Annotated in this window: 13 protein-coding genes; 10 read left to right on the forward strand and 3 right to left on the reverse strand. The window is 54.3% G+C overall.

What is annotated here, in order from left to right; all coding sequences use genetic code 11:
* Window positions 1-46 precede the first annotated feature (46 nt).
* From glpK to ACTNC3_RS10120, 6 genes are all read left to right on the forward strand, one after another.
* Window positions 47-1,549 carry a glycerol kinase GlpK gene (gene glpK, locus ACTNC3_RS10095; RefSeq protein WP_410042245.1) on the forward strand — a complete coding sequence of 501 codons (1,503 nt, stop codon included), beginning with the start codon at window positions 47-49 and terminating at the stop codon, window positions 1,547-1,549.
* Between the two features lie 356 nt (window positions 1,550-1,905).
* A complete protein-coding gene (thiC, locus tag ACTNC3_RS10100; protein WP_441227349.1) occupies window positions 1,906-3,216 on the forward strand; it encodes a phosphomethylpyrimidine synthase ThiC in 1,311 nt (436 codons plus the stop codon).
* A gap of 620 nt (window positions 3,217-3,836) precedes the next feature.
* On the forward strand, window positions 3,837-4,496 hold the full coding sequence (locus ACTNC3_RS10105) for an amino acid ABC transporter permease (RefSeq protein WP_441227350.1): 660 nt from the start codon (window positions 3,837-3,839) through the stop codon (window positions 4,494-4,496).
* Window positions 4,477-5,301 carry an amino acid ABC transporter permease gene (locus ACTNC3_RS10110; protein WP_441227351.1) on the forward strand — a complete coding sequence of 275 codons (825 nt, stop codon included), beginning with the start codon at window positions 4,477-4,479 and terminating at the stop codon, window positions 5,299-5,301. The genes ACTNC3_RS10105 and ACTNC3_RS10110 overlap by 20 nt, the downstream gene beginning before the upstream one ends.
* A 180-nt stretch (window positions 5,302-5,481) precedes the next feature.
* Window positions 5,482-6,252 (forward strand): amino acid ABC transporter ATP-binding protein, encoded by a 771-nt coding sequence (locus tag ACTNC3_RS10115; protein WP_441227352.1) that lies wholly within the window; start codon window positions 5,482-5,484, stop codon window positions 6,250-6,252.
* A 209-nt stretch (window positions 6,253-6,461) separates the two neighbouring features.
* Entirely contained in the window at window positions 6,462-7,400 is a 939-nt protein-coding gene (locus ACTNC3_RS10120; protein WP_441227353.1) for a cysteine ABC transporter substrate-binding protein, read from the forward strand.
* Between the two features lie 175 nt (window positions 7,401-7,575).
* On the opposite strand, the gene ACTNC3_RS10125 is transcribed toward ACTNC3_RS10120, so the two are convergent.
* Together ACTNC3_RS10125 and ACTNC3_RS10130 are read right to left on the reverse strand one after the other, a co-directional pair.
* Window positions 7,576-8,145 carry a TetR/AcrR family transcriptional regulator gene (locus ACTNC3_RS10125; RefSeq protein ID WP_410042251.1) on the reverse strand — a complete coding sequence of 190 codons (570 nt, stop codon included), beginning with the start codon at window positions 8,143-8,145 and terminating at the stop codon, window positions 7,576-7,578.
* A 128-nt stretch (window positions 8,146-8,273) separates the two neighbouring features.
* A complete protein-coding gene (locus ACTNC3_RS10130; RefSeq protein WP_441227354.1) occupies window positions 8,274-9,638 on the reverse strand; it encodes an MATE family efflux transporter in 1,365 nt (454 codons plus the stop codon).
* A gap of 322 nt (window positions 9,639-9,960) precedes the next feature.
* Between ACTNC3_RS10130 and ACTNC3_RS10135 the strand changes: the two genes are divergently transcribed.
* From ACTNC3_RS10135 to ACTNC3_RS10150, 4 genes are all read left to right on the forward strand, one after another.
* Window positions 9,961-10,854, forward strand: coding sequence for a WD40/YVTN/BNR-like repeat-containing protein (locus tag ACTNC3_RS10135; RefSeq protein WP_441227355.1), 894 nt, complete (start codon window positions 9,961-9,963; stop codon window positions 10,852-10,854).
* A 240-nt stretch (window positions 10,855-11,094) separates the two neighbouring features.
* Window positions 11,095-11,646, forward strand: coding sequence for a cupin domain-containing protein (locus ACTNC3_RS10140; RefSeq protein ID WP_441227356.1), 552 nt, complete (start codon window positions 11,095-11,097; stop codon window positions 11,644-11,646).
* Window positions 11,647-12,005: 359 nt separating this feature from the next.
* Complete coding sequence (locus tag ACTNC3_RS10145; RefSeq protein ID WP_410042259.1) at window positions 12,006-12,695, forward strand: response regulator transcription factor; 690 nt, start codon at window positions 12,006-12,008, stop codon at window positions 12,693-12,695.
* 105 nt (window positions 12,696-12,800) lie between these two features.
* On the forward strand, window positions 12,801-15,197 hold the full coding sequence (locus tag ACTNC3_RS10150; RefSeq protein ID WP_441227357.1) for an ATP-binding protein: 2,397 nt from the start codon (window positions 12,801-12,803) through the stop codon (window positions 15,195-15,197).
* A gap of 88 nt (window positions 15,198-15,285) precedes the next feature.
* On the opposite strand, the gene ACTNC3_RS10155 is transcribed toward ACTNC3_RS10150, so the two are convergent.
* Window positions 15,286-16,047, reverse strand: a complete 762-nt coding sequence (locus ACTNC3_RS10155) for a sialate O-acetylesterase (RefSeq protein WP_441227358.1) — start codon at window positions 16,045-16,047, stop codon at window positions 15,286-15,288.
* Window positions 16,048-16,096 lie beyond the last annotated feature (49 nt).

Below are 16,096 nucleotides of genomic sequence, written 5' to 3' on the forward strand. Positions count from 1 at the left end.
GTTATCCGTAGACTACATGTGACATGACCTCACAAGGAGAAAAGAGATGGCGAAGTATGTAATGGCGCTGGATGCGGGAACGACGAGTAACCGGTGTATCCTGTTCAACGAGAAGGGTGAGATGTGCAGCGTGGCACAGCGTGAGTTCACACAGTACTTCCCGAAGCCGGGCTGGGTAGAGCATGATGCAGAGGAGATCTGGGCGAGCATGCTCGGTGTAGCCGTCGAGGCGATCAATAAGATCGGTGCCACTGCAGAGGATATCGCAGGTATCGGTATCACCAACCAGCGAGAGACCACCATCGTATGGGATAAGGAAACCGGCGAGCCGGTATATCACGCGATCGTATGGCAGTGCCGCAGAACCTCCGAGTACTGTGACAGTCTGAAGGAGAAGGGCCTCACCGATAAGTTCAGAGAGAAGACCGGTCTCGTCATCGATGCGTACTTCTCAGGCACGAAGGTGAAGTGGATTCTCGATCACGTAGAGGGTGTAAGAGAAAGAGCAGAGAAGGGTGAGCTCTTATTCGGTACCGTCGAGACATGGCTGATCTGGAAGCTGACCAAGGGCCACGTTCATGTAACCGATTATTCCAACGCTTCCCGTACGATGCTTTTTAACATTAACACACTGGAGTGGGATGATGAGATCCTCGCAGAGCTCGATATCCCGAAGTGCATGCTGCCGACACCGATGCCGTCCAGCTGCGTATACGGCGAGTCAGATCCTTCGTACCTCGGCGGCGCGATCCCGATCGCGGGTGCTGCAGGTGACCAGCAGGCCGCACTCTTCGGACAGACCTGCTTCCATCCTGGTGAGGCGAAGAACACCTATGGAACCGGCTGCTTCATGCTGATGAATACCGGTGAGAAGCCGATCTTCTCTAAGAACGGTCTCGTAACCACCATCGCATGGGGACTCGACGGCAAGGTAAATTACGCACTCGAGGGTTCCATCTTCGTCGCAGGTGCAGCGGTTCAGTGGCTGAGAGATGAGCTTCGGATCATCGATTCTTCACCGGACTCCGAGTATATGGCGAAGAAGGTAAAAGATACTAACGGATGCTATGTCGTTCCGGCATTTACCGGCCTCGGCGCGCCGCACTGGGATCAGTACGCAAGAGGAACCATCGTCGGCATCACACGTGGCGTGAATAAATATCACATCATCCGTGCAACGCTGGAGTCCATCGCGTATCAGGTAAATGACGTGCTGAACGCCATGAAGGCAGACGCCGGTATCGAGCTGGCAGCCCTCAAGGTAGACGGTGGCGCAAGTGCCAACGACTTCCTGATGCAGACGCAGTCTGACATCATCGATGCTCCGGTAGAGCGCCCACGGTGCGTAGAGACCACCGCGATGGGCGCAGCCTATCTTGCAGGGCTCGCCGTCGGTTACTGGACCAGCAAGGAAGACGTCATCAAGAACTGGGCGATCGATAAGACCTTCGAGCCGAAGATCTCTGACGAGGACAGAGCGAAGAAGATCAAGGGCTGGAACAAGGCCGTCAAGTATGCTTACGGCTGGGCGAAGGAAGACGGATGCTGAATCTTTTGCTGAATCTTTTTTCTTCCTGGCCTTGCCAACAGGAGGCAGGCGTTCTATAATTTAACAAATGCAAAATTATAAAGAGGGGAGCTGACTGCTGTCGGCTGAGAGGAGATTCAGAAATCTCGACCCGCAACCTGATTTGGATAATGCCAACGTAGGTAAATACTTAGGATGAGACGTCTTCTGTACGTTTATGGATCTGAGAGAACACCTGCGGGTGTTCTCTTTTTATATGTTCAGAAGAAAGGCCATGATGCGAGGCATCCTGAGGATGCGGGAGCGCTGTTTTCCAGAGTCATGGTCTAGCGGCTGAACAGATGATGGCTGATCCCGAATCAGAAAAAGGAGAAAATATGCAGAATTATACAACACAGATGGATGCGGCGCGGAAGGGTATCGTCACGCCGCAGATGAAGATCGTCGCAGAGAAGGAGCATATGACGGAGGAGAAGCTTCGTCAGCTTGTGGCAGAGGGTAAGGTCGCGATCTGCGCAAACAAGAACCATACCTGCCTGGATCCAGAGGGTGTCGGCTCGATGCTTCGAACGAAGATCAATGTAAACCTCGGTGTGTCGAGAGATATGAAGGATTATGATCTCGAGATGGAGAAGGTGATGAGTGCTGTTCGTATGGGTGCGGAGTCCATCATGGATCTCTCCAGCCATGGAAATACGCAGCCGTTCCGTCAGAAGCTCTGTAGGGAGTGTCCGGCGATGATCGGTACGGTGCCGGTATACGACAGCGTCATCCACTATCAGCGTGACCTCGATACCCTGACCGCGAAGGATTTCCTCGACGTCATCCGTCTGCATGCACAGGATGGTGTCGACTTCGTAACCCTGCACTGTGGTATCACCCGGAAGACCATCGAGCAGATCCGCAAGCACCAGCGTAAGATGAACATCGTCAGCCGTGGCGGAAGCCTCGTATTCGCATGGATGAGTATGACCGGTCAGGAGAACCCGTTCTACGAGTACTTCGACGAGATCCTCGATATCTGTGAGGAGTATGATGTCACCATTTCCCTCGGCGATGCCTGCCGTCCGGGCTGTCTCGCGGATGCGACCGATGTATGCCAGATCGAGGAGCTCGTACGTCTCGGTGAACTCACGAAGCGTGCATGGGCACATAACGTTCAGGTCATGGTCGAGGGTCCGGGTCATGTGCCACTGAACCAGATCGCTGCAAATATGGAAGTACAGAAGACCCTCTGCATGGGCGCACCGTTCTATGTTCTCGGACCGCTCGTGACGGATATCGCACCGGGATATGATCACATCACGGCAGCCATCGGTGGTGCTGTCGCCGCGATGAACGGCGCATCCTTCCTCTGCTATGTCACACCGGCAGAGCACCTCGCACTTCCGAATCTTGAGGACGTAAAGCAGGGCATTATCGCTTCGAAGATCGCGGCCCACGCAGCGGATATCGCGAAGGGGATCCCGCACGCGCGTGACATCGACGATAAGATGGCCGATGCACGTAAGGCCCTGGACTGGGACGCACAGTTCGAGTGTGCACTCGATCCGGAGACCGCAAAGAAGATCCGTAATGACCGTCTCCCGGAGGACGACCACAGCGATACCTGCAGTATGTGTGGTAAATTCTGTGCTGTCCGCAGCATGAACAAGGCCCTCGCCGGTGAGCACATCGACATTCTGTAATCGCGATGAAATACTGTTTTCAGTATTTTTTACTATTATCCTGAAAAATGAACCTGAAAACCCCGGCGTGCATGGCATGTCGGGGTTTTCAAGTTTTCGGATTCAGTACAGGCTGCGAGTACCAGTGTACTGCAGTTTTTTCAAGAGAGATCCGTGCGCATACACACCGTCGGGGTTTTCACTTCTATTCCGAATGGTGATAGCAGAATCCGGTCGAAAGCATTGACGGCAGCACTTCATGGTGATAAAGTTAAGCAAATTCCAGTAGGGAAGTAGGAATTAGACCTGCCGGAAAAATCTTTCAGGAGAAAACGCACATGACGTTCAGAAGCAACCGTAATATGAATACATGTTGTTGCTGTTGCTGCTGTATGGCTTGCCATAGGGCGTCTTTGATGTGCGTTGAATTTCATCCGGGAAGATAGGATCTATTTAGAAATAGAGGATCTGTTTTGATTGGGACGAAGAGGACTCGCACATCGCGGGTCCTTTTTTCTTTTTTACAGAAGTGGTGAGAAAAGCGACGGTAGCTTTCCTCGACGACCGTAAAAACTGTAAGAAATGGAAAATATTTCTTACGGGCATCCAAGGTTAAGCAGATCTGTGAGAGGAGCAAAAGTTTGGATTTTCAGTTTATTCAGCAGTACATTCCGATGTACGTCGAGGCTGCGCGACTGACGCTTACGATTGGTGCTCTGGGCATCGTGCTCGCGACCGTCGTCAGCATCCTGTGCAGCGCGGTCGAGTACTACCGGATCCCGGTACTGCGCCACATCGTTTCCGTTTACGTCGAGCTCAGCCGAAACACCCCGCTGCTCGTACAGCTTTTTTTCCTGTATTTCGGTCTCCCGAAGATCGGCATCCGCTGGTCCGCGGAGCTCTGCGGTATCGTCGGACTTGCCTTCCTCGGCGGCTCCTACATGACCGAAGCCTTCCGTTCCGGTCTCGAAACCGTCGAGCCGATCCAGAAGGAATCAGCGCTCAGCCTCGGGATGACCCCGGTGCAGACGATGTGGAGTGTCATCCTCCCACAGGCCATGGCCGTTTCGGTGCCATCCCTCGTGGCGAATGTCATTTTCCTTCTGAAGGAAACCTCCGTGTTCAGCGGCATCGCCCTGGCGGACCTTATGTACGTCGCGAAGGACCTCATCGGACTCTACTATAAGACTCCGGAAGCCCTCGGCATGCTGGTCATCGCCTACCTCATCATCCTGCTTCCGATTTCCATCCTCGGAACCTTACTTGAAAGGAGGCTGCGCTATGCTGGATTCGGTCATTAATCACGTTGCCAATGCGTTCGGCCTCGAGCTTCTGCACTTCGCGGACAGCTTCCGCGGCCTCGGGATGAAGCTGCTGGCCGCCGCCACACCGGAGGCCATTGCAGCCGCACAGGCGGCCGCGGACCAGAAGAAGGCGCCGGCGATCTCGATCCTGTTTAAGGGAAATAATTTCATCCGACTGCTGGGCGGACTGTGGGTGACCATCCGTATCTCCCTCATCGCCGTACTGATTTCCATCCCGCTGGGCATCCTCTTCGGTATGCTCATGACAAGGAAGAATCCGGTCACGAAGGCACTGAGCCGTGTCTACCTCGATTTCATCCGTATCATGCCGCAGCTGGTGCTGCTCTTCATCGTGTACTTCGGTACGACCCGGGCCTTCGGAATCAATCTCTCCGGTGAGCTCAGTGCCGTCATCGTCTTCGTCCTCTGGGGCACTGCAGAGATGGGAGACCTCGTACGAGGCGCCCTCATCAGCATCCCGAAGCACCAGTACGAGAGCGCAGCGGCGCTCGGAATGACCCCGCTGCAGACCAGCCTCTACGTCATCATCCCGCAGACGCTTCGCCGCCTGATCCCGCTGGCGATCAACCTGATCACCCGTATGATCAAGACCACCTCCCTGATCGTCCTGATCGGCGTCGTGGAGGTCCTAAAGACCGGACAGCAGATCATCGACGCGAACCGCTTCGCCTACCCGACCGCGGCGCTCCCGATCTACGGCGTCGTCTTCTTCCTCTACTTCTTCTCCTGCTGGCCGATCTCGATGCTGGCCCGCTATCTCGAGAAGCGCTGGAAAAATTAGAAGTTATAGTTGCGGTGCCATTCGTATTCCGCTTCGCTTCATACTCATGTCGCGCTGTCGCGCTATGCGTCTGAGCTGATACATGTGCATTTGCGAGCAAGCTCACATGCACATGTATCAGCCATCCGCGCACCGCTTGTAGAAACGCGCATAAACTCCCGTAGAAAGGAAACAGGTGATATGGCTGACATACAGCTTTTAATTAAAGATCTGCATAAATCGTTCGGCGAGCTCGAGATCCTCCGGGGGATCGATCTCGACGTAAGGAAGGGCGAGGTCGTCGTCCTGCTCGGACCATCCGGCTGCGGAAAGTCGACACTGCTCCGCTGCATCAATGGTCTCGAGACGATCCATCATGGAAGTATCGCCCTCGACGGAGAGGAAATCTCGGGAAAGAGCAGTGCGGAGATGTCGAAGTACCGGCAGAAGATCGGCATGGTGTTCCAGAGCTATGATCTTTTCCCACATAAAACGATCCTCGATAACATCACGATGGCACCGCAGAAGGTGCAGAAGCGTTCGAAGGCGGATGCGGAGAAGGAGGCCAGAGAGCTTCTTCGGCGCGTCGGACTCGCCGATAAGGAAAACGCCTATCCGCGTATGCTGTCCGGTGGACAGAAGCAGCGTGTCGCGATCGTGCGGGCCCTCGAGATGCATCCGGAGATGATGCTGTTTGATGAGGTCACCGCGGCGCTGGACCCGGAGATGGTTCGTGAGGTACTCGACGTTATGCTCGAGCTCGCGGAGCAGGGTCTGACAATGCTGATCGTCACTCATGAGATGGCCTTCGCGAGAGCCATCGCCGACCGGATCATCTTCCTGGATGACGGTCATATCGTCGAGGAGGCGACGCCAGAAGATTTCTTCACCCGTCCGAAGAGCGAACGTGCGAAGGAGTTCCTCGAGAACTTCGAGTTCGTCGCGAAGAAGCGAAAGAACGATGTGGAGTGAGGTGGTTTATCCTGCGGTAGCTGTCCGGAAAGCGAACGCAGATGAACATATATACATTTACATAACATTCTAATCAGCCGTTCAGCGCATGACCGATCCGAGAAGGATGGTCGACGCTCAGGAGAAGCCCCTGTTACAGGACGCCTGGCGTAGCGAATCTGAAAGATCGACATGAAGATGCTGAACAATATCAAAAAAGGAGAAAAATTATGAAAAAGTCAGTATTTGCAGCATTTACCGCCATCGTAGCAGCAGCGAGTCTGGCTGCATGCGGCGCTTCCTCTACACCGGACGCAACCACTGCCGCGGCGAAGGCTGCCACAGAGGCTGCGACAGACACAACTACCCCTGCCGCAACAGAAGCGGCGGCTGAGACCAGCGCAGCTGCAAGCGGTAATTTCCGTACACTTGACGAGATCAAGCAGTCCGGAACCGTAAAGATCGGCGTTTTCTCAGATAAGGCACCATTCGGCTATGTCGATGATAAGGGTGAGTACCAGGGCTATGATGTGTACTATGCACACAGAATCGCAGATGACCTCGGCGTAAACGTAGAGTTCACCTCCCTCGACCCTGCGTCTCGCGTAGAGTACGTGGCGACCGGTAAGGTAGACATTGTCCTCGCAAACTTCACCGTGACGCCGGAAAGACAGGAGCAGGTCGACTTCGCACTGCCGTACATGAAGGTCGCACTCGGTGTCGTTTCACCGGACAGTGCGGTCATCAGCTCCATCGATGAGCTGAAGGATAAGACCCTCATCGTCGCAAAGGGAACCACGGCAGAGACCTACTTCGAGAAGAACTACCCGGAGGTGAAGCTCCAGAAGTATGATGCGTATGCCGATGCGTACAACGCGCTCCTCGATGGCAGAGGCGATGCATTCTCCACCGATAACACAGAGGTCATCGCATGGGCGAAGGCAAATCCTGGCTTCACAGTAGGTATCGAGACCCTCGGTGATTATGACACTATCGCAGCCGCAGTCGCAAAGGGCAACAGCACCGTGCTCGATTTCCTGAACGATGAGATCAAGACACTCGGTGAGGAAAACTTCTTCCACAAGGATTATGATGAGACCTTGAAGGCCGTATTCGGTGAGGATACCAACCCGGATTCCATGGTCGTTGAGGGTGGTGTCGTAGACTGAACAAAAGGAGCCGCAGATTGCGGCTCCTTTTTTGCTATCAGATTGTCAGCCAGATTCAGTTCAAGTCGTGCATGGATGGACAGGGGTCAGACCCCTTTCTGCCAGGTGCCAGGGGATGAAAAAATCTCAGCGGGGATCTGACCCCGTGGCTGCCCGGAAATGAGCGGGCAGATATTTAATTTGTCTTCTTCGACGCTTCGATCTGCTGGATGAGCGTCTGGATCGTCGCCTGGTAGACCATCGATATCTTATAGATGATCTCCTCCTGCGAGTCCTTCATGCCCTCCTGCAGCCAGCGGAGGATACTGCCGACCATCGAACAGCTGTAGAAGCGGGTGATGAAGTGAATATCGTCCTCACTTAAGTGGTGCCCACGGACCTCGTTCCGTACGTACTTCTCGACAAAATCATCCGTGATGTCATAGAGATAACGGAGGATCATGTCTCGGTTTTTCGAGTTGTATAGATGATAGACTGCGTTCTTATACTCCAGCACGAGATGATACTTCTGAAGATACGCATCATACAGACTGTCGAACTCCTGCTGCTCGGAAAGCGACTTATCCGTCTCGAATTTCAGAAGCTCCTCCACCACCTCATAGATATCACTGAAATAGTAGTAAAACGTATTTCGTGTAAGCTCGCACTGATCACAGATGTCGCGCACCGTGATCTTATCGATCGGTTTTACCTGCAAGAGCTTCAGCGTGCTGTACATGATCGCCTGCCTGGTGAATTTCGCCATTCTGTCACTCCTTTACCTCGCCGGATACTGCATATTCCATGCGGAAAAGCAGCGTTTATATCCTTTTATAATACAATAGTTTGTGTTTTAAAGGAATGATAAAAATAGAATGAAGTTGGATCTTCACCTTACAGTGGCGCAACTTTCTTCCGATATACTTTTCGGAAGAAGAAGGTGGACAGGACCATAGCTACGCCTTCAGCGATGAGGAAGCACCACCAGACGTTGTTGACGTTGCCGCTGAGGGAGAGAAGCCAGGCAACCGGGATGAGTACGACGAGCTGGCGTCCTAGGGAAACGATCAGGGAGTAGAAGCTCTGACTGAAGGCCTGGAAGATCGAGCCCATGACGATGCCACAGGCGGCCAGCGGAAAATGAAACGCGATGATGCGAAGTGCCGGGGTTCCGATCGCAAGCATATCGTCGGAAGCATTGAACAAACGAAGAAGTACTTCCGGCACCAGCTCGAAGGCGAGTGTGCCGCAGAGCATGATGCAGATCGCGAGTGTGATGGCAAACTTCAGTGCTTCGTTGATGCGCTGCTTCTTCCGAGCACCGAGGTTGTAGGCGAGAATCGGGATGAGTCCGTTGTTGAGGCCGAAGACCGGCATGAAGAAAAAGCTTTGCAGCTTGAAGTACACACCGAATACAGCGGCTGCCGTCGTGGAGAAAGCGGCGAGGATCAGGTTCATGCAGTAGGTCATGATGGAACCGATCGCCATCATCAGAATCGATGGAACACCGACATAGTAGATCTGACCGATGATTTCCTTCTTCGGGTGAAGAATCCGGGACAGCGAAATATGCAGCTCCTTGTTCATATGTAGGTTCAGGAAAAGTCCGAGGACTGCGGCGATGCACTGACCGAATACAGTCGCATAGGCGGCACCGGCTACGCCGAGGCATGGAAAGCCGAAGAGACCGAAAATCATAATCGGGTCGAAGATGATATTCAGGATAGCACCGGTGAGCTGAGAGTACATGGAAAGCACGGACTGACCAGTCGACTGCAGCTGGCGCTCGAAGGTCAGCTGGAAGAAAAGTCCGACCGAGAACATGCAGACGATGCTGAGGTAGGTGTCACCCGCCTGGATGATTTCCGGAACGCTCGTCTGACTCCGGATAAACGGTTCCGTCACAAAGATGCCGACGAGCAGGAAGATGATAAAGTTTACGATGCTCAGAAAGAGTCCGTTATTTGCGGCATCATCTGCACACTCAAAATTTTTCTCGCCGAGCGAACGTGACAGTAGCGCGTTCATGCCGACGCCGGTGCCACATCCTGCCGCGATCATCAGATTCTGCAGCGGGAAGGCAAAGGTAACAGCCGCGAGTGCATTCTCGCTGATTTGTGCGACGAAAATCGAATCAACGATGTTATAGAGCGCCTGTACCAGCATGGAAATCATCATCGGTACAGACATATTTATGATCAGCTTCTTTACAGGCATCACGCCCATTTTATTTTCCTTCATGGTTTCGGTAGTCGTCATTTCTACATCCTTTATTCCTTATATATGCTGGTTTAACTTTATTACTATAACATGATGCTATATATAGCACAATTCCCAGTATGTTCTATACGCTGTGCATGGTCATACACAAGTCCATTCAGACGTGGACCGGTGGGCAGCGTCTGAATAGAGATATGTAGGATCAGAAATCCATGCAAAAGAACTTCTAAAATCGAAAAGAATTCGTCTGTTTATCCGTCTATCTTTTGCGCTACACTATAGAATCAGAGAAATAACAATGAAGAAACAGAGGACTCTTATGAAGAAAATGATCGATTAATGGACGGACGGTGCCGCGCATATGACGTTCGATACTGCACTTTTGTGGTCGCCGCTTCCGGATATTCTCTCAAAAGCGTATACCGAAGCGACGGTGCGCAGCTGGGCGGTGGCGGACGCGGATGCTACGTTCGAAATCCTTTATTATGGAAAGCGCAGCTTCCGGACGGAGGAGGGACTCCGTTTCATCGAGGGCGATGCCGACGGGGACGGCGTTCCGGGTACCGCCGATGCCATCTACATGGTAAATGCCGGCGGTGAGGTGAGCGGCTACGAGATGTCGCTCTACATGCCGGATCATCCGGAAATCACACCGGAGCGTTATATCATGGAGCCGAAATACATCCCGCAGAGCGCGCTGAACGCGCAGCACGAGGATCAGATCGTCGAGACAGCGCAAAGTGCGACCGGCTGGACTGTGGATCAAGCCGACGGTTCCGTCTATACCTTCGCACAGTCCGACGCCAATGCAGGCTATCGGCTGGTGGTGATGGATGCCGCACTGGGGTCTCGCTTTTACGGTCTCGAAAAGTCGACCGATGCCGGAAAGCAGTGGACCAGTATCAATGAAGATCCATTTGACGGCAGTGCCGGCGTCGCGGAGGGCATCGAATTCTTCGATGAAAGCTTCGGCTTTATCGGACTTACGGGAGCATCGGGCGAATACTCCAGCATCTTCATGACAGAAGATGGTGGTCTCAGTTTTGCGGAAATCCAGCTTCCGATGGACCAGATCACAGAGGTCCCGGAACCTGGAAAATCCTATGGACTGACGCTTGACGACTACCATTATCTCACGATGCCGACATATGACGGCACCACCCTCCGTATGACCGTGACCTCCGGATCGGCAGAAAGTGACGGCATCACATTCTGTTCGAAAGATCACGGAAAGACGTGGACGGCGGAAGCGTGATCTGCCCGCCGATGACGATCCCATACGTTGGTGGGAACTTTGCCGGATGACCGACATAAGTATGTGGAAAGACACTGCCCGCCGATGACGATCCCATATGCTGCTGAGTGTTTTGCAGATGGCGTATATAACCATTGGGAATGAGAAACGCACTTCACTATTGTTTGACTTCATCAAGTTAGTGTGGGATAATTTGAACTGCTGATTTTTATATGGCACATAGGGGGATCGACTATATGAATGGACTTAGTCTCGGAAAAAAAGATACAGGAAATCCGCTCGGCGAAGGGCTTTTCCGTGCGGAAAACGGCGAATCTTGCAGAGATTACACCGTCGATGCTGAGCCAGATCGAGAACGACCTGGTCAATCCATCGATCAATACACTTCGCTGCATCGCCAATGCGCTGGACACACCGATCTACATGTTTTTCCGCGAAGAAGACCATGAATCTCCGGTCGTTCACCCGGAGGATCGCCTTTCCCTCGGCTTTAAAAGCGCTCCGGATGTGCGCTATGAACTGCTGACACCGGACACGAAGGGCAGCATCGAGTTCTGCATGATGATCATCCCGGCCGGCATGAGCTCCTACCGCGACGCTCGCAGCCATGAAGGTGAGGAAGTCGCTTATCTGATTTCCGGCGACAGCGTCGTCCTGGAGATGAACAGTGCCGAGTTCCTGCTCACCGCAGACGACAGCGTGCGCATCCCGCCGTATGCCGCCCACGTATGGCACAACCGCGGCACCATCGACGCCCGCGTCATCTTTGCCATCACCCCGCCATCCTTCTGAGCGAAACACGAGGTGTCGTCCAGGGCACGTAGGCCCTCAGCTGAACGGAGCCAGCGGAAACAACATATAAAATTATACGTACAGAGTCATGCCCGCGCATGGCTCTTTTTGTATACACGATCCATCCTACCGCAAGGGCGTACTGACCTTCGGCAAATAATGACGGGGAAATGATGAAATGACAGATTTGTCATCACACAGTCACCGTATATTCATCTATGTTATCTAATATTTTTTTAGATAAACTCCTATAAAATAACAAACGCGAAAGGGCGAAATCAGCGCGACAGTGTTGATTTCGCTCTTTTGTGCTAAAATGAAGAAAGGCAGGTCAGTCCGTGATGACAGGAGATGAATATATGAACAGAGTGTTACTGGTGGACGATGAGCAGGCGATCCGGCTTGCGGTCCGCATGGCGCTTCGGCGCGAGGGCATGGATGTGACGGAGGCGTCGGATGGACTCGAGGCCCTCGCACTTCTGAAAAAAGAGAAATATCAGCTGGTGATCCTCGATGTGATGATGGAGCGGGTCGGTGGCTACGAGGTGCTGCAGAAGATGCGTGCAGCCGGAGACCACACGCCGGTCATGATGCTGTCCGGAAAGTCGGATGAGATGGATCAGGTGCTCGGCCTAGGCTTCGGCGCCGACAGCTACCTTACGAAACCGTTTCATACGGCGGTGCTGATTCAGACCGCGAAGGCGCTGATACGGCGGAGTCAGGTCTACAGCCAGGAGGTGTCCGATGTCGGCATTCGCCGCGGTCCGTTTGCGGTCGATATGCTGAAGATGGAGTGCCTGAAGGATGAGAAGCCGCTGAACTTCACGGCGCGTGAGCAGGCGCTGTTCCGCTTCCTGCTGGAGCATCCGGGACAGGTGTTCACGAAGGAGCAGCTGTATGCGCAGGTGTGGAACGAATCGGTCGTCGACGACAACACGATCACGGTCTATGTGAAGCGTATCCGCAGCAAGATCGAGGAGGACCCGAAGTCGCCGAAGTACCTGAAGACCGTGCGCGGCATCGGCTACATGCTGACCGTGGAGGAGTGACCCGATATCGCCCGGCCCGGTGGCGAGTGAGTTCATCGTACTGAGAGGAGGACGAACGCACGGCGGGTGCAGGATGAAAGCAGAAGGAAGAAAGGGCAGAGTGAGATGAAACGTATCCGGAACGGGCTTACGAATAAACAGACAGAGCTGAGAGCGGTGGTCGTCTTTCTGCTGCTCTCGATGATCGCGGCGCTGTCCGGCTTTCGCTACTACCAGAACTATCGGCGGCAGGCGATCTCCATGGAGGGGAGTCAGCTGCTGACGATCGCCGGTATCGTGGGTGATAATCTCGATTCCTATCTCGAGCAGAAGATCCATCAGATCGACCTCATCTATCGGAATGCGGGTATGCCAGAGGACTGGATCCGAAATAATGGAATGCGTGAACGAACGGACTTCTTTCTGCAGGAAAACGGCGCGCTGTATAACTGGGTGACGGTGACGGCACCCGACGGGACGGTGACGCGCTATGCGCCGGGGCAGTCGACCATGGTGACGAAGATCGGAAGCGGGAAGACGGAACGTTCTCTGGACGACGCGGAGGCGAGCTCCTCGGATGCAGCGACAGCGACCGCGGGCGGCCATCGGATGAGCGGCGGAAGCATGCGCACAGGAAGCGGGGCTACGGATCGCGGGGCGATTTCGGAGGCCAATGCCGGCACCGAGCATGCGGCGCGGATCACGGGAAAAAAAATCTCACCGGTTACAGGCTGGTATGAGCTGTATATCCAGAAGGAAATCGATACGAAGGAGGGCACCTATCAGCTGTGCTTCGCGATGAATATGGAGGCACTGTACGAGAACAGCGTGGCAAAGGTCAAAATCGGAAAAAACGGTTATTCGGTGGTGAAGGATCAGGACCTGTACATCATCATGCATCATGCGAAATCGCAGATCGGCCTCGATGCGCTCTATGGACGTGAGCGTCTGTATCCGGAGCTCAATTACAGCAGCATGCATGCGTGGCTGGAGAAGCAGGAGACCGAGGATTCCGGAACCGGTGTGATCGATACCTATGACTGGTCGGATGAGACGCATCCGAGGATACAGCGTGTGGTGGCCTTTCAGGCGATCTATATCCAGGGAGAGCGCTGGATCGTGAACTCGACGCTGCCGGTGACGGAGCTTTCGGCGCCGCTCGACGATATGATGATGACGATGATCGGCATCGTGTTCGTCTATATCATGCTGCTCGGGATCATCGTGGTGTTCGTGCTGCAGAGCCATTTTCAGGCAGTAGCCCAGGAAAAGGAGATCACGTACCTGAAGGAAATCAACCGGGGCATGGAGACGGTGGCCCGAAAGAACGAGGAGATCCGGTACTATCAGCGTATCCAGTCGCTCGGAATGATGTCGAGCCACATCGCGCATGAGTTCAATAACTATCTGACGCCCGTCATGATCTACGCGGAGCTGCTCGAGAACGATGCGAATATCTCGACGGAGAATAAAGAGATGATCCATGAGATGCTGGTATCGGTCGATCGGGCCTCGGACCTCTCGAAGCAGCTGCTGGCCTTCGCACGGCAGGATACCGGCGTACGTCTGGAGCAGCTGAACTTTACGGAGGAGGTCCGGCATGCAGTCGGTATCGTCGAGCAGCTGGCACCGGCGGTGATCACCGTGCATACAGACATCACAGAGGAGCCGCTCTATATCCTCGGACGAAAGGGCATGGCGGAGCATATCCTCATGAACCTCTGCAAGAATGCCTTTCAGGCGATGGAAAAGACGGAGCGGAAGGAGCTCGGGATCGAGCTGATGGGCGGGCATGGACAACTGATTCTCCGCGTCCGTGACACCGGCTGTGGCATCAGTGAGGATGTACAGCAAAAGATCTTCGAGCCGTTCTATACGACGAAGGGCTCCCGTCATGGTACCGGCCTCGGGCTGTCCGTCGTCCGGAACATCCTCGGCTCGATCGGCGGTACGATCCACGTCGAGAGTACGCTCGGTGAAGGGACCTGCTTCACCATGGAGATACCGCTCTGTGAGGATGTCGGGGATGACGAGGATGCACGTGCTGCATCTGACCGTGGTACAGCCGAAGGGCAGAGAGCGGATGCCGCGGATCGCCGGGGCCCGGACGGGAATACGGGCGTTACGGTCGGAAAAATGTCTGTCACCGGGAGCATGTACAGCCAGAAACATCCGAAACCGATCGCGAAGATCGCTTTTGTCGTCCGCGAAGAGCGGCAGAAGACGTGGAAATCGCTCGTCCGCGCATCCGAAAAGGCCATCGATTTTTACGGCCATCCGGCGGCGCTGATCGATCGCATCCAGAAGGCGCCAGACGCCTACGATATGGTCATCACGGCGTACAGGCTTCCTACCATGAACGGCATCGAGCTTTGCGAAATCATCCGACGCCTGAACCCGGACGTCCGGCTCGTCCTGATGGCGAAGCAGAGCGGCGCGGACTACGAGTGGTATCTCAACAACGGCATGATCGACCGCTTCATCCTGAGCTCGGAGTTCGAAAAGGAATTTCCGACACTGTAAGCGCTAAGCCAGGGGATTTTGATTCTTCACGACCTCTCCGTATGGTTTCTGCTGGACGCTCTCCGGGGCCCCTGGCTTACGCCTGTCGTCAGTGTTCTGTGCGAACGAATGCTCCGCTGGCCTTGCCGGCTTCCTCGCCGACGAGGTTGTAGCCCTCCTGCAGGTAGTGGAATTCGTCCTTCATGAGGCCCTTTGCCGCGAAAGAAGCGAGACACTGGCTCACGAGGACGATGTTCGGTACATCCGCGGCGAGCTTCTCCTGCATCTTCTGAATCGGTACATAGAGCGCCGGATCGTCCCGGTGATTTCCGATGCGGATCAGGAAGCAGTACGCGAGGTCACAGTCCCGCATGAAGGAGGTAAGGACCAGCTTCGTGCGCTCATAGTATACCTGCGGGTCGGTATGCAGATCGCCATCCGTGCAGCCCTGACACCAGACCATATTCCGATGCGCTATGTTTACACCGCGTGCAGAAAGCCAGAACTCACATCGCTGTACACGCTCGACCGCATCCCGGTAGTACGCGCCCTCCGGCAGCCACTCCGCGATGGCAGAGCCACCCTTCGCTGCCGATACACCGACGACCGGGGTACTTGTCTCCGCGTAGTAAGCATTGACGAACGAAGACACCATGGAGCCGGACTTCATGCCCGGCTCGTAGATGCCATCTGGTTTATCCTCATACTGGCCGAACGGCTCCACGAGCGGTGAGAGACGATCCGGTGCCGTGATGGCACGGAACTCATAACCGTGACCCTCCGGGACGGCTGGCGCCTGTGCCGCGACACCACGGCCCGCCATGTTGCTCTGACCCATAAATGCAAGTAAATCCACGCTGGATGGTAACATAAGAATACCCCATTTATTTTTGATAAATCATTCACGTTTTACATCCGTA

This window comes from Oribacterium sp. HCP3S3_B9 (assembly GCF_052064255.1).
Taxonomy (GTDB): Bacteria; Bacillota; Clostridia; order Lachnospirales; family Lachnospiraceae; genus Oribacterium.

What these genes read in the sequence shown, in the direction of transcription:
- glpK (WP_410042245.1), top strand. Translation starts at nt 47, where the DNA reads ATGGCGAAGTATGTAATGGCGCTGGATGCGGGAACGACGAGTAACCGG.
- thiC (WP_441227349.1), top strand. Translation starts at nt 1,906, where the DNA reads ATGCAGAATTATACAACACAGATGGATGCGGCGCGGAAGGGTATCGTC.
- ACTNC3_RS10110 (WP_441227351.1), top strand. Translation starts at nt 4,477, where the DNA reads ATGCTGGATTCGGTCATTAATCACGTTGCCAATGCGTTCGGCCTCGAG.
- ACTNC3_RS10115 (WP_441227352.1), top strand. Translation starts at nt 5,482, where the DNA reads ATGGCTGACATACAGCTTTTAATTAAAGATCTGCATAAATCGTTCGGC.
- ACTNC3_RS10120 (WP_441227353.1), top strand. Translation starts at nt 6,462, where the DNA reads ATGAAAAAGTCAGTATTTGCAGCATTTACCGCCATCGTAGCAGCAGCG.
- ACTNC3_RS10125 (WP_410042251.1), bottom strand. Translation starts at nt 8,145, where the DNA reads ATGGCGAAATTCACCAGGCAGGCGATCATGTACAGCACGCTGAAGCTC.
- ACTNC3_RS10130 (WP_441227354.1), bottom strand. Translation starts at nt 9,638, where the DNA reads ATGACGACTACCGAAACCATGAAGGAAAATAAAATGGGCGTGATGCCT.
- ACTNC3_RS10135 (WP_441227355.1), top strand. Translation starts at nt 9,961, where the DNA reads ATGACGTTCGATACTGCACTTTTGTGGTCGCCGCTTCCGGATATTCTC.
- ACTNC3_RS10140 (WP_441227356.1), top strand. Translation starts at nt 11,095, where the DNA reads ATGGACTTAGTCTCGGAAAAAAAGATACAGGAAATCCGCTCGGCGAAG.
- ACTNC3_RS10145 (WP_410042259.1), top strand. Translation starts at nt 12,006, where the DNA reads ATGAACAGAGTGTTACTGGTGGACGATGAGCAGGCGATCCGGCTTGCG.
- ACTNC3_RS10150 (WP_441227357.1), top strand. Translation starts at nt 12,801, where the DNA reads ATGAAACGTATCCGGAACGGGCTTACGAATAAACAGACAGAGCTGAGA.
- ACTNC3_RS10155 (WP_441227358.1), bottom strand. Translation starts at nt 16,047, where the DNA reads ATGTTACCATCCAGCGTGGATTTACTTGCATTTATGGGTCAGAGCAAC.